A 12,910-nucleotide genomic window follows, 5' to 3' on the forward strand; every position below is an offset into this window, starting at 1 on the left:
AAATAAAAGAAATTAGAAAACGCCCGGATTTCTCCAAGCGTTTTGTATGTTACTAAGAGTGTTAGTGTCGAAGTTTGTTGGTATTGAATTTAACATGATATTTTACTTCTTCTCCAAGTTATCTGAACTACTTACACTGTAGATTCCACTCTTAATTAGGTGTAACGAAGGATTTTTTAAAGAATGGATACTTATTGATTATTTCTATGAAGGTACCAAAATCTTTAATCTCCATTTTTGTTTCGCAGTATTGATGAGTAATAGTATTGAGGAAATCTAAGTGTACTTTGTCGTAAAAGTCTACTGGATTTCTACAAATAGAACAATGTAATATCTCAGTCATAATATATCCTCCTTTATCGTTATTTGCATATAGATTAGCAAGTTTGATTGTTTTTGACAAAAGGCTAAAATTGAATTTTGGAGCGTATTTACACCATCAAAATTCAATTTTCTCTAGGACAAAATTGAATTTTAGGTGTGTTTTCCCATGCCAAAATTGAGTTTTAACAATTCTTGGACAAATATAGACTTTGTAATGATGATGGGAAATAACCTGCTGCATGCCATAGTTGTTCCTATCTTCCTGAAACTTCTTGTGAACTTGGTAATCTTTTTCTAGATAGAACATTGTTAATTGATCCTAAGATAGGTTTTTTTAACATGAATTAACAAGAAAAAAATGTCTAAAGGCTTTAATAGTCTTTAGACATTTGTCTTTTTGTTAAATTTTTAAAAAAACTATGGTATTTTACAATTATGTTATAACATACTTTTCTCGTCTTTTAACTTTTAAGTTATACTTTCAGTAAGGAATAAATAAAGGAGGAGATTAGAGTGAAAGAAAATGTTTATGAACAACTAAACTTTGAACTAAATGAGCAACTGGATTTAATTAACAAGAAAAAAATGACTATGTATTACCTTTGGGCTACCAAACAACAACATAATTTATCGGATGAAGAAAATGACAAAATTATAGGTGCAATGACTTGTGTTGGTACTGCCAAAAATCAGTATGAATATGAATATTATGCGGACAGTGCACTTTCTTATGTGAAGAAAATTATTTCTTAAATAAAAATAGTATATTAAAAAGCAAATAAACTTCAAGGAGGAATGGTGAAGGGGGGGGATTAAATGGTAGAAGTAATTACTAAAGATGAAAAACTAAATTCTTATATTATAAAAGTTCATGAAAACTTAGGTGTCTTTTATAAAAATGTTATTGTTGATGATAGTATAAACATTTCCGAAAACTGGAAGCAAATTGAAAGAGAAACATTTTTATCATTTTACGGTACAAAAAACCCATACATTGAAATATATAAAAACATTAATGGGGATTACCTTGCCGTTTACTTCCAAAGTTATATGGATGGATTTACATTCACCGTCTGGAAATCTAATAAGTATCTTAATGTAAAGAGGGTAAGAACAAGCCTACTCTCTCTGGAAAGTATGGAAATTATGTTTAGATTTAGAAAGCCTTTATTTACATGCTGGGAATGTGGTCGCAAAGATTGTCATATATTAGATATTGATGGGAGTTTACAACAAAAAATAGATAAGTTTGAGGATGAATGTTGTTGTGAATAATGAAATTAAATAGGCTGTCAAAAGTTCATTAACGCGTTATAATACGATCAAATTAGTGTTGTCACATAATATGGTTTATACGACAATACCACCTAACAATCATTGGTTTTCTTGTCGCATAACACCAATAAAGGAAATACTAATTTCGTCGTATAACATAGCAGGGAGGATTATCATTATGAACACGGCTCCAGCCACAATTTCACAATCAATTGAGAGATTTAAAATTTATCTTCTTGAGAATGACAAAAGTTTAAACACAATTAAAAGTTACAGTCAGGATCTAAACTATTTTTTCAAGTGGGTTCATCAAAGATATGAACCGCCTCATTTAATTTCTATTCTTACCTCGACGGATTTAAAGGATTATGAACGTCAACTCAAGTCTGACTCCACAATTGCCCCCTCTACAATAAATAGGAGATTAATATCTTTAATGAAATGGTCTGAATTTCTAGTAACTATTGGTTCAACAAATATTAATCTTGCAACTAACATTAAAATCAAAAAGGTTCAAAGACAGAATAACATACGTTGGCTAACGAGAAAAGAAGTTGGTAAGTTACTGCATGCTATTGAATTGACTAAGCAACAAAATTATAAAAAAGGTTTGCTTCATCAGACGATAGTTTATTTAGCAGTAAATTTAGGTCTTCGTGTGCATGAAATGTGTAATGCTAGAATTTCTGATGTGGATCTGCGGAGGAGCATTATCAAGGTTAACGGTAAGGGGGATAAACACAGAATCATACCGTTGACCGAAAATACTAAGGAAGCAATAGTTAACTGGTTAAGGGAACGTAATCAAGAATCGGAGTATTTGTTAGTAAGTAGTAAAAACAATCATATAAGTACAAGAGCCATACAGCATATTTTCAAAAAGTATAGTAGTCAACTAGGTATAGAGATTACGCCTCACTCGCTTCGGCATACATACTGCAAACAGTTAGCGCAGCATGGTGTTGATATTCAATCTATTGCGGAACTTGCTGGACATAGCAGTGTTGATACTACAAGAATTTATGTTACACCTTCCATTCAGGAGTTACAAAGTGCATTAAAGAAAACTGAATTTTAACGATTATAGCAATTTAATATATTGTACTGATAAATTACAAACCACATTAGAAGGGTATATAATTTTTATTATGTGACTTGCATATACAAAAGGATTTTCCCTCCTTTCCTATAATTATATAGAAAAGGAGGGATTTATTATGGGTTATGATTATATTATGAATAAAGATATATATGTTGATGATAGTGTATACCGTATTGCTATTCTTACAGGAGAAGAGAAGGAACAGTTATGGTTTTACACTGTCTTTGCACAAATATTTAAGGACGAAGTGCATGAATCATTTGAACTAATATATGGAAATAGATTCAAAACAGAGGAGGATGCATTAGATGACATCTTAGGTGTGGTAGACCTTTTAGTGAAAGAAAAATAGAATTTTTAAATGTTCCTGTCTATTCGGGGACATTTTTTGTTGCTAAAGATACAACAAATATAATCATTTTCTCTAAAACCTAATCAACGATAATGATTATATTGATTATAATCATTGTTTATATATATAATTGTTGGTTTTTATTATATTGTTTGTTAATCATTATTTCTGATTATTTATAAATACTAATGTATAAAAGTTTCATACGAAAAACTACTAAAAATTCACTTAAAATTAGTTAGATGAAATTAATAAACTTTCTTAGATGAAAAAAATGCTATATAGCAATAAATAAAATAAGTGTATACGAAAAAAAAGATTTAAATAGAATTAATTAGATATTTCCCGACATTTAATTGTAAATGCCTAAAATTGCTTGTTTTAGCCTTAAATCCCTGAAAACCGGAAAATATTACTTTGCTACTCTTTTCTGGAAAAAGCATACTAATTATTTTTTAAACAAAACACTTGTGGATGATTAGATTCGCGCTATAGTTGTCATCAAACACATTTAGGAGGAATAGTTTTGGGAATTTACTTTGGCATTACATTTAATGGGGAAAGATACACGGACATTGAAAAAAGTTTACAAATACATGCAGACTTTTTCCATAAGAAACTACAAATGTACCTTTTAGTAAATGTTGATTTATTGGAATTACATCTTAAGTTTATAGATCCAAAGGTAATAGATAGAGTCCTAATGTATGATTACGAAGAATTAGGAAGTTGGGGAGAGTTTAAGAGATTTTCTAATATCTGTAAAGCATATGGTCTTGAGTATAGTATTATAAAGCAGGATATCCACAGCGATGTAGACATACCTTTAGGTTATCTTACTAATATTATATAGAAACATTAAAATAACAGCATGTAGAAAGGAGCAATATTAATGGAGTATCAGTTATCTTTAACAGATAAAGAAGAAGTTTATATTAATAAAAGACTTAAATCAATGGATGAAAAAGTTAAGAAAACAGAAGATCAAGTTTCAGCAATGTTTGTAGATTGTGGATTACCCCTTATTAGGGAAGTATGGTTGGAGGGTATCAGAAAATCTCCTGAAGCATATTCCTTCAAGGAAAGATTATTTCACGGATTAATTAATTTGTGGCAAACAAAAAAGTTAAAGAAAAACACAATGGAAACAATATATCAGAAAATAGAAAGTTTGTCTGAATATCAGGCACTTACTTTGATTAAAGTAGCAATGCGAAGAGGAGCAAAATAATACTTCTTAGATGATGGATTCTGATGGTTTATATTAGGACTTCTAGAAATGGATGTCGCATATTGGAAGATATGAACACCAAAAAACTCATAACATAAATTTTTTAATTTATTACTATTGTTTATAAATGACTATGGAATGGAGGATATAAAGTTGGGATTTATAGTAGAAAAATACTGGCATAAAATAGCCTTATTAGGAATTATATTTTGCTATTTTTTCATGTTCTCTATTATTTGTTTACCTGCAATGTGGACATATTACAAAGTTTCCATTATTGATTACTTCCTTGCTACTTTTGTGGGATTGGTTTCTGGTGGACTAGTTTTTAATAGTCTCTTACTAGTAAAATATCATAATAAAAAAGAGAAAATAGAAAGTGGTCTACCAATAAATTTTATAATAAAGATTTTTTGTGGAAAAGTAGTATTATATACGCTGCTACTTTTGGTTTTAGAACTACCAATCAATAGTTTTTTTCCTAATTTATATTTTGTTTTATGTCTTTGGAGTGGGGGCTATTTTTGGTATTGCGTGATTAGGGGATATATCTGGGCAAAAAGTAATAAAGGAAAGAAATATAGCGATGATTATAGTCCATGGATTGGTAGGTTATTATTGATCGGTATTATATTGTCATATTTAGTGGGATTTTTACATTTAAGTCTAAATTAGTGATTACAAATTAGTGTTGTAGACGGATTCTTTTCCATGATTACTATATTTATTTATTTGAACGTTATATAATATTAGATATAATATATCTAATATACTTTAATATACTGGGAAGGCTTTCTAGAGGTCTTCCCCCAAAAAAAATAAGGTAGGTCCTTTACAAATATTCAATTATCCTATAATATATATTATAAGCAATATATATTATAGTTTTACAAATTAAATTTATATAACTAATATACTTAAGTCTCTTTCTTCTTATTACCTTTCGGAAGAGCAAATAAAATTATACAAATATACACAATAAACAGGACAAGGACAAGTATGGCTTTTATAAAGCATACTTTAAGTTCTTTGTTGATTGAGTGTGCTTTTAATAAGCATTCAATACTAATTGAGTATTTGTATAAGGTTATTTGTTCTTTTTTATTTGTAATAAAAAGGAGGGGACTTTTTTAATGGCTTTAAATAATGTGCTTTGTTGAAAAAGTAATTGTGACAAAAAAATAAGATATGGGAGGAATTTCAATTGAGTATGGAGTTTAATTATAAAAAGGTCGGCTTTGTAAACATTTCATTTGTTAAATATTATGCAGAAGAACTTGCTCGTATTAAAGGGTTTGAGGTGGTAGAAATTTCAAAATATCCCTCTAGTCCTAACGATTTTATAGGTGAGAAAGAGATAATGGAAAATATTAATGAGTTGAACAATAATATTATCGGAAATGGTAGTAACTTCGCAAAGTTATTAAATGATAATCTGATTGAAGCAATTTTAGTGGACCAAGTATCGAATTTTGAAGAGTTAGATCGATTCATTAGATGCGTCAAAGGTCTAATAGATTTGGGAATACCACTTATTATTGCAAGAGAGGAAATTGATACTAGTAAGATGGAGGGATTGGATAAGATGCTGGACTCTATGAGAAGTTTCGTGGTCGAAGATTTGAGTGAACTACCTTTTTAATAATAATGTATAGTGGTCATGTACCACTATACATTATTAGTGGACTGATTATATATTCTCTATTGGATTCAGTAGAATAAATATACCGGAATAATCTTACTATTAATGATTAATAGTTTAAGATTTCTTTGATTTATATACATCTTTAATATAAGTAGGGCTCCTAAATCTTGAGGGTAAAAAAATCTGAGGATAACAAATTCTCAAGTATATATTTAGGAGGTAATATTATGAAAGGTCTAATAGTTACTAGATCGGAGAAAGGTTTATTCATAGAACTTTTAAAGGAGATGATAGTGGGTACATTCCTTCTATCTAGTAGGAAATCCGAGAAGGAAATACAGGATAAGTGGGGAGGAATGTTATAATATGTCTTTATTTAAATTTAGTGATCAAAAAAGAAACGAAATGGAATCTATTAGAAAAGAAAGAAACAAGGAGCATATTGGTGTACACCTTATACCTTTGCGTGACGAAAAATCTAGTAATAAAAATATTTCTTTCAAAGGAACAGAATCACAGAAGGAATATTACAACTATGATAAAGATGGTAATATTACTGGATTTATCAGAGGGGTGTTTGTAGAGGAACTCGTTAATAAGATTGTTGGTTTCTGTCTAAATCAAGACTTTTATATCTATCTAGATGGATATTATAAAAAAATGACAGACAGTGAGATTAAAGGATTTATACAGAATCAAATAAATCCACGTGTTCGAACAGGTCACATTATTAATGATGTGTTTAATATGTGGCAATTCCATACTTCGATGCAAGTTGATGAAAATGAAGTTAATAAGGATAACAACCTTCTAAATTTAAAGAATGGTATTTATGATGTAGAGAAGGACTTGTTTACACCGAGGCATGATAAAAATCATTTAATTACAATAAGGATTAACGCATCGTACAAAGAAGGACTTACTAAAGAGGTAAATGGAAAGGCATGGCATAACTATCTTGATTATGCATTACCAGATAAGGAAGTACAATGTGTATTGCAAGAGATCATGGGCTACTGCTTAACTAGGTACGTAGATGCTAAGAAGTTCTTCGTCTTTGATGGAGTATCTAACAGTGGTAAATCTAAGATTATAGAAATTTTGACATACCTAATTGGAAATGAAAATGTATCGAATGTGGCATTACAAAACTTGTATGGGTTTAACATACAGTATTTGTATAACAAGACCCTAAATGTTTTTGCTGATTTACCTAATACTCCTATAAGTGATGATAATCAAATTAAGGTATTAACAGGAGAAGATGAAGCATTAGCCGATAGGAAACATAAAGAGGCATTTAAGTTCTATAATAGGTCTAAAATGCTCTTTAGTACAAACGGAATGCCTAGTAATTATGGGGATAAGAGTGAAGCATTTTATAATCGTCTTATGATTATTCCATTTAAATATGCAAAGCCACAAAATGAACTGGATTCAAATTTGGGTGAAAAGTTTAAAAATGAAGCAGACTACATATTTATGTGGGCTTTAGAAGGACTAAAGCGACTTTACTCAAGAGGATTTAAGTTTTCTGACTCAAGAACTGTACTAAATGAAGTGTTGAATTACAAAACGGAAAGTAGCACTTTACACCAGTTTGTAAAGGAAGAGTGTAAGTTTGATTCTGAGAGTAAAATAACAACTGAACGTTTTATGAGAGAGTACAAAGATTTTTGCAAATTTGATTTAGGAATTAAAACCCCACTGGGGAGGAATAAAGTATTAAAAACTCTTCAGACTGAATTTGGTTGTCAGTATGGAGATAATATAAAGGAGAATGGGAAAAGGGCAATAAAGGGAATAAGAATTCCTTCTATTCAAGGTTAAAAGGCACTTTAAATAAGTGTCTTTTTCTTTCGAATTATAAAGTAAAAAAGGGATATTTATAGTAAATCGGGATACGAAAACTAAAACGGGATGGATAAACTATTGAAATTATAGGTTCCTATGTATATAATCCCGTTTTCCCACTTTTTTATAAAAAGGTATTAAAAAGGAAAGTCTCTAAAATTGGCACTTAAATCATAGTTATATTAGAGTTTCTTGTAAAAAACAGAAAAACGGAAAGATGGCTTATGATTGTTATTAAAATGACATTTTGAAGTTTTATTCTGTTCCCGTTTTTGTTATTTCACTTCCTTTTAAAGAGGGATATTCGTGTTTACTCTGATGATAGATTAACTAATTAATGATGTTATAATAACAAATGAAAATAATTATAAATTCGTGACGTGATATATAAAAAGATAATAAGTTTTTTAACTACAAGAGGTGAAAATAATGTTTGATACTACTAAAAGTTACTACATAACAAAAGGAGTTAAAACTAACATCTGTGCTGATATGGTAAAAGGTATGTTAGATTCTATTATGGAAATGAAAAAGGTAACGCAACTAGATTATCTTCAGGTATTTGATATTTCCTTATCTACCAATGGCAAAACCACCTATATAAACCATAGTCAAGAAGAACCTAAATATAATAAACAATTAATGTTTACCGGGGGAGTAAATCAATTTACTGGAAAAGTATTTATAATTGATGACGGAAGTTGTGTCACAACAATGTTAGCAGAGGAATATTGATTAATGTCAGTGAGGTGTACAAATGATTTGTAAATGTGGCGGAGTTTTTCATGTTATCAGGGTTGAAAAGTACCCTGAAGGACTTAAAGATAAGGTTAATTACAATCGCTTATGCGATGTAGAGTGCTTAAAGTGCGGTAAAGTCTTATATAGTCAGCCTTACGATGGAGGAAATATACTGAATAAGGTAAAGGATCTAAAATAAATTAAAGCAAACAAAGTCTAGATATGCTGAATATGCAAATCTCGATGTTCAAAATCCAATAAATTCGATATAATACTAGTAATCTTGTTTATTGGAAACTTAATAAATCCCTGTTCGCAAACGAATCCCTGGGAAACAATATGCTAATGGAGTAGGGGCAATGTCCAACTATAGGACAGTATAATATATCCCTATTTGTCGCAAAATCTCCCATTTTTATATAGGGAGGAAACAAATAATGGGACAGGCAACTATTCAAAAACAAGAGGAACTTATAGTAAAACATGCTGCAATACGACAATTCAATGTTAATTCTCATACAATATGTGAAAACAGAGAATGTTTGGAGACACAAATTCTTTCACGTAATCTAGAGATTGAAGGAAACTACGGGACAATTACTGTTCAGGTCGCTTCTGGAGATAATACTAATACAGGTGAAGACCTCCATAGTCTATTAGCAAGAGTTTTACTTAAGAAGCAGAAGAGACTAGCCAAACAGAATGGTTAGTCTCTTTCTTTATATGTTGTTTTAAATATATAGTGTTATTGCAATGTTAAGTGATTATTGGCAATTGTAAGATTAACCAATGAGAAATGATATAATTAAGAGAATAAAGACTTTGATGGGGGATTGAACAATGTATATATCTGATTTATATATAAAAAACTTCCGAAGTATAAAGGATATCCATGTAGAGTTTAAAAGTGGTAAAAATATTTTAATTGGAAAGAATAACTCAGGAAAAAGTAATATTATTCAGGCGCTTGATTTACTAATGGGTGAGAAACTTCCTACCAGAAATTCTCTAAATCTGAAAGACTTTCATGCAGAGGAAAAGATAGTTGGAGATAATACACTGTTTGAGCATAAGAATGATTTATTTATTGCAGTAAAGTTAATTGGAGAGGTTTCAGAGGTGGAAGGTTTAGAAGGAATAAATCATATTAGACAAGAGCGATTTGGCATTAGATATTGGTGTGGTTTCGAAATTGACTCGGTAAATATTAGTGAAGATATTAAAAAGGATTCGATTGATTTTGAGAAGAATGACTTTGATTACTTTTCTAGCAATGAAATAAAGTATTGGATAAAGGAAAAAGAAGAAGTTGTATTTTATATCTATGCTCAAAGGGAAAAAGGAACAGAAGAAATTAATTTAATTCATGGTATGTTTGTAAAAGATAAAATAGACGATAAGTATTTTAGGTGTTTTCCTGTAACAAAAAAGTTAAGAGATTCTTTCATAACAAGTTCTATATTACCTGCTTTCAGGGAACCTGCAAATCAGTTAAAAGCAAACAATTGGACTTGGTATGGAAAACTAATAAAGTCGCTTTGGGATAGTAGAAGCGATGAAATCGATAAAGATATTAAAAATTATAGTGATTTGATTAGAAAATCAACCGATAAGGTGTTTGAGAGCGCAACCATTGACTTGAAAGAAAAACTAGAAGAATTAATCAGTTATAGTAATCTAAGTTTTAGAGTGTTACCAGATTCAAAAGACGACATTTTCAAGAATATAAGCATCTATATTAATGATGGATTTGAATCCCAAATTTCAGAAAAGGGGTCAGGTATTCAAAGTGCATTGATCATTGGTCTTTTTTCTTATTATTGTTCGAGGTTTCATAAAACAAACTCGTTGTTGGCAGTAGAAGAACCGGAATTATTTTTACATCCACATGCAAGAAGGATGTTATCTAATAAACTAGATGAATTCGTCTCTTTAAATGACGAATATTCTAATCAAGTTATTATTGCTACGCATAGTCAAGAATTTATTAGAAATACAGAAATAGAGAATATAATTGTAGTTAGAAAGTCGAAAATTATGAGTACTAAAACTTTCTCTCTATCTTCAAGTGGAAGGAATCTACAAGATATACAAAAAATTAAGCAATTACTTTGGAGTAGAAATTCTGAATTATTCTTTGCTGATAAGGTTATTTTAGTGGAAGGTGGAGAAGAATATTTAATCCCAGCCATTGCAGACTTCTCGATAGGACAAAAAGGTGTTTTAGATAAGCATAATGTATCAGTAATTAAAGTTGGAGGAAAAAGCCAATTTGGTATATACCTATCACTATTGATAGATTTAGGTATTGACTACTTTGTCGTTGCAGATTTTGATTACCTTGAGAATGGATTAGAACAAATAAGAGAGTATATTGGGAACTTTAAAATTGATACACTTAATTCTATTAGAAAAGAATTGACCTCATATAAATCAACTTTTAAAAAGTCGAAAGAAATTAAGAAGAAAATACTAGATCCAAATCAAAATGACGCAAAGGCTTTATGTGAAGTGTTAGATGAAATGTGTGAGAGCCGTAACTTTAATGAGGATCTATTGGGATTATGGGAATACCTAAGGCCAAAAGTGAGTAAGAAAATAAGTTACTTAGACATAGAAGAACCACTTAAAGATAAAATCGATAAGTTTCTTAATGACTTATTAGACAATAACATATTAATTCTTAGAAACGGAGAATTAGAAGATTATTACACAGAGTTGGCAAATGAGTTAGCGAAAGGAGTTTCAGGAAAGGAACTTAAAGTACTAAAAATACTTGAATTTGTTAATGACGGAAAATATGATATTGATGAGTTGATAGTAATCGATGAATATGAAAAAGCAATATTTCAATCCATCTCAATAGGTGGCGCAAATAAAAGTACTTCAATTAAAGTCAGCCAACTTTGATTAGTTGGGTATGCTTGTCTATAAAAAGTTTAGTAAATATATGAAGGAAATACAAGAATATTACAGGAAAGTTTAACCCTTGAGGTACATATATTGTCTCAAGGGGAGGGGTTGTAATGAATGATTTAAACAATCCTAATACCAAACATACTGAGGGACAAACAGCGGAAGTCATTAAAGAAATAGAAGGTAAGTTTGGGGGAATTAGAGTAATGAAGTTTCCCCAAGAAAATGTAGAAGGAGATGCAGATATTAACTCACTAATAGCAAGGATTTTATTAATGAAACAAAAAAGGTTAGCCACTGGAAATTAATAATCCAGTGGTCATTTTTATATTTGTATAATTTTAGTATATATCATTATACAGTTGGTGAGCTTATTGTAGCGCATACGAATGAATCGGAGTATCGTTCCTTTATTTCCAATAAAAAGAATGAAGCACTGCATTCTAGAATTATTGTGATGCCTATCCCGTATAATTTACGGGTTAGTGAGGAAGAACGAATCTATGAAAAAATGATTAATCAAAGTGATATGGCACATGTCCACATCGCTCCACATGCATTACGAGTAGCGGCTATTTTCTCGGTTTTAACGAGATTAAAAGAATCCAAGAAACAAGGAATGGATTTACTGAAGAAAATGCGACTATATGATGGCGAGAATGTGGAGGGCTTTAATCAGCTAGATGTAGAGGAGCTAAAAAAGGAATTCCCTACGGAGGGGATGGAGGGGATTGACCCTCGATATGTGATAAACCGAATATCTTCTGCTATCATACGAAAAGAAGTGCCTTCAATCAATGCGCTGGATGTACTACGCTCCTTAAAAGAAGGTCTCGATCAACATCCTTCTATATCAGATGAAGATAAAGAGAAATATATGAATTATATTTCAGTAGCTAGAAGAGAATATGATGAAATTGCGAAGAAGGAAGTTCAAAAGGCATTTGTGTATTCGTATGAAGAATCGGCTAAGTCGTTAATGAATAATTATTTAGATAATGTGGAGGCATATTGTAATAAAAACAAGCTTCGTGATCCATTAACCGGAGAAGAAATGAATCCAGATGAAAAACTGATGCGTTCTATTGAGGAGCAAATTGGTATTTCAGAAAATGCAAAGCGCTCTTTCCGTGAAGAAATCTTAATCCGAATCTCTGCTTTTGCACGAAAAGGAAAACGATTTGATTACAATTCACACGAACGATTACGCGAAGCTATACAAAAGAAATTGTTTGCTGATTTAAAGGATGTTGTCAAAATAACGACATCGTCCAAGACACCGGATGAATCACAGCTGAAGAAAATTAATGAAGTAATTGCTAGATTAATAGATGAATATGGCTATAATTCTGTTTCTGCTAATGAGCTTTTACGCTATGTGGGAAGCTTGCTAAATCGGTAGTCATACAATGGAGGAAGGTAACAAGACTCGCAAACGGGCTAGTCTTGTTACCTTTTTGTAAACCATTT

Annotated in this window: 15 protein-coding genes and 1 pseudogene; 15 read left to right on the top strand and 1 reads right to left on the bottom strand. The window is 30.6% G+C overall.

The genetic code is table 11. The features are described from left to right. Nucleotides 1-151: 151 nt before the first annotated feature. Nucleotides 152-343, bottom strand: coding sequence for a hypothetical protein (locus AAIB49_RS06220; protein ID WP_343457520.1), 192 nt, complete (start codon nucleotides 341-343; stop codon nucleotides 152-154). Nucleotides 344-837: 494 nt separating this feature from the next. Here AAIB49_RS06220 and AAIB49_RS06225 point away from each other — a divergent pair, with 494 nt between their 5' ends. The 15 genes and pseudogenes from AAIB49_RS06225 to AAIB49_RS06295 form a co-directional block, all read left to right on the top strand. Next, nucleotides 838-1,077 carry a hypothetical protein gene (locus AAIB49_RS06225; protein ID WP_343457521.1) on the top strand — a complete coding sequence of 80 codons (240 nt, stop codon included), beginning with the start codon at nucleotides 838-840 and terminating at the stop codon, nucleotides 1,075-1,077. Between the two features lie 63 nt (nucleotides 1,078-1,140). Then, nucleotides 1,141-1,599 carry a hypothetical protein gene (locus tag AAIB49_RS06230; protein ID WP_343457522.1) on the top strand — a complete coding sequence of 153 codons (459 nt, stop codon included), beginning with the start codon at nucleotides 1,141-1,143 and terminating at the stop codon, nucleotides 1,597-1,599. 178 nt (nucleotides 1,600-1,777) lie between these two features. Further along, on the top strand, nucleotides 1,778-2,677 hold the full coding sequence (locus tag AAIB49_RS06235; protein WP_343457523.1) for a tyrosine-type recombinase/integrase: 900 nt from the start codon (nucleotides 1,778-1,780) through the stop codon (nucleotides 2,675-2,677). A 139-nt stretch (nucleotides 2,678-2,816) separates the two neighbouring features. After that, on the top strand, nucleotides 2,817-3,053 hold the full coding sequence (locus tag AAIB49_RS06240; RefSeq protein WP_343457524.1) for a hypothetical protein: 237 nt from the start codon (nucleotides 2,817-2,819) through the stop codon (nucleotides 3,051-3,053). A gap of 526 nt (nucleotides 3,054-3,579) precedes the next feature. After that, the gene (locus tag AAIB49_RS06245) at nucleotides 3,580-3,906 is read left to right on the top strand and encodes a hypothetical protein (protein WP_343457525.1); all 327 of its coding nucleotides are present in this window, start codon (nucleotides 3,580-3,582) and stop codon (nucleotides 3,904-3,906) included. A 39-nt stretch (nucleotides 3,907-3,945) separates the two neighbouring features. Next, complete coding sequence (locus AAIB49_RS06250; protein ID WP_343457526.1) at nucleotides 3,946-4,284, top strand: hypothetical protein; 339 nt, start codon at nucleotides 3,946-3,948, stop codon at nucleotides 4,282-4,284. Between the two features lie 153 nt (nucleotides 4,285-4,437). After that, nucleotides 4,438-4,959, top strand: a complete 522-nt coding sequence (locus AAIB49_RS06255; protein WP_343457527.1) for a hypothetical protein — start codon at nucleotides 4,438-4,440, stop codon at nucleotides 4,957-4,959. Between the two features lie 529 nt (nucleotides 4,960-5,488). Next, on the top strand, nucleotides 5,489-5,926 hold the full coding sequence (locus AAIB49_RS06260; protein WP_343457528.1) for a hypothetical protein: 438 nt from the start codon (nucleotides 5,489-5,491) through the stop codon (nucleotides 5,924-5,926). Between the two features lie 230 nt (nucleotides 5,927-6,156). After that, nucleotides 6,157-6,294 carry a hypothetical protein gene (locus AAIB49_RS06265; RefSeq protein ID WP_343457529.1) on the top strand — a complete coding sequence of 46 codons (138 nt, stop codon included), beginning with the start codon at nucleotides 6,157-6,159 and terminating at the stop codon, nucleotides 6,292-6,294. Between the two features lies 1 nt (nucleotide 6,295). After that, nucleotides 6,296-7,759, top strand: a complete 1,464-nt coding sequence (locus AAIB49_RS06270) for a DNA primase family protein (RefSeq protein WP_343457530.1) — start codon at nucleotides 6,296-6,298, stop codon at nucleotides 7,757-7,759. A 453-nt stretch (nucleotides 7,760-8,212) separates the two neighbouring features. After that, the gene (locus AAIB49_RS06275; protein WP_343457531.1) at nucleotides 8,213-8,518 is read left to right on the top strand and encodes a DUF960 family protein; all 306 of its coding nucleotides are present in this window, start codon (nucleotides 8,213-8,215) and stop codon (nucleotides 8,516-8,518) included. A gap of 443 nt (nucleotides 8,519-8,961) precedes the next feature. Then, a complete protein-coding gene (locus AAIB49_RS06280; RefSeq protein ID WP_343457532.1) occupies nucleotides 8,962-9,234 on the top strand; it encodes a hypothetical protein in 273 nt (90 codons plus the stop codon). Between the two features lie 130 nt (nucleotides 9,235-9,364). Continuing rightward, the gene (locus tag AAIB49_RS06285) at nucleotides 9,365-11,434 is read left to right on the top strand and encodes an AAA family ATPase (RefSeq protein ID WP_343457533.1); all 2,070 of its coding nucleotides are present in this window, start codon (nucleotides 9,365-9,367) and stop codon (nucleotides 11,432-11,434) included. A gap of 116 nt (nucleotides 11,435-11,550) precedes the next feature. Further along, a complete protein-coding gene (locus AAIB49_RS06290; RefSeq protein WP_343457534.1) occupies nucleotides 11,551-11,748 on the top strand; it encodes a hypothetical protein in 198 nt (65 codons plus the stop codon). Between the two features lie 59 nt (nucleotides 11,749-11,807). After that, nucleotides 11,808-12,842, top strand: a pseudogene (locus AAIB49_RS06295) (protein prkA); the annotation flags it as partial. Nucleotides 12,843-12,910: the final 68 nt, after the last annotated feature.

Source organism: Ornithinibacillus proteolyticus (genome assembly GCF_039581225.1).
Classification (GTDB): Bacteria; Bacillota; Bacilli; order Bacillales; family Amphibacillaceae; genus Ornithinibacillus; species Ornithinibacillus massiliensis.

Bases quoted from the DNA above. Each gene is read 5' to 3' on its own strand.
- AAIB49_RS06285 (WP_343457533.1), top strand. From the start codon at position 9,365: ATGTATATATCTGATTTATATATAAAAAACTTCCGAAGTATAAAGGAT.
- AAIB49_RS06290 (WP_343457534.1), top strand. From the start codon at position 11,551: ATGAATGATTTAAACAATCCTAATACCAAACATACTGAGGGACAAACA.
- AAIB49_RS06275 (WP_343457531.1), top strand. From the start codon at position 8,213: ATGTTTGATACTACTAAAAGTTACTACATAACAAAAGGAGTTAAAACT.
- AAIB49_RS06265 (WP_343457529.1), top strand. From the start codon at position 6,157: ATGAAAGGTCTAATAGTTACTAGATCGGAGAAAGGTTTATTCATAGAA.
- AAIB49_RS06280 (WP_343457532.1), top strand. From the start codon at position 8,962: ATGGGACAGGCAACTATTCAAAAACAAGAGGAACTTATAGTAAAACAT.
- AAIB49_RS06220 (WP_343457520.1), bottom strand. From the start codon at position 343: ATGACTGAGATATTACATTGTTCTATTTGTAGAAATCCAGTAGACTTT.
- AAIB49_RS06240 (WP_343457524.1), top strand. From the start codon at position 2,817: ATGGGTTATGATTATATTATGAATAAAGATATATATGTTGATGATAGT.
- AAIB49_RS06250 (WP_343457526.1), top strand. From the start codon at position 3,946: ATGGAGTATCAGTTATCTTTAACAGATAAAGAAGAAGTTTATATTAAT.
- AAIB49_RS06235 (WP_343457523.1), top strand. From the start codon at position 1,778: ATGAACACGGCTCCAGCCACAATTTCACAATCAATTGAGAGATTTAAA.
- AAIB49_RS06230 (WP_343457522.1), top strand. From the start codon at position 1,141: ATGGTAGAAGTAATTACTAAAGATGAAAAACTAAATTCTTATATTATA.
- AAIB49_RS06270 (WP_343457530.1), top strand. From the start codon at position 6,296: ATGTCTTTATTTAAATTTAGTGATCAAAAAAGAAACGAAATGGAATCT.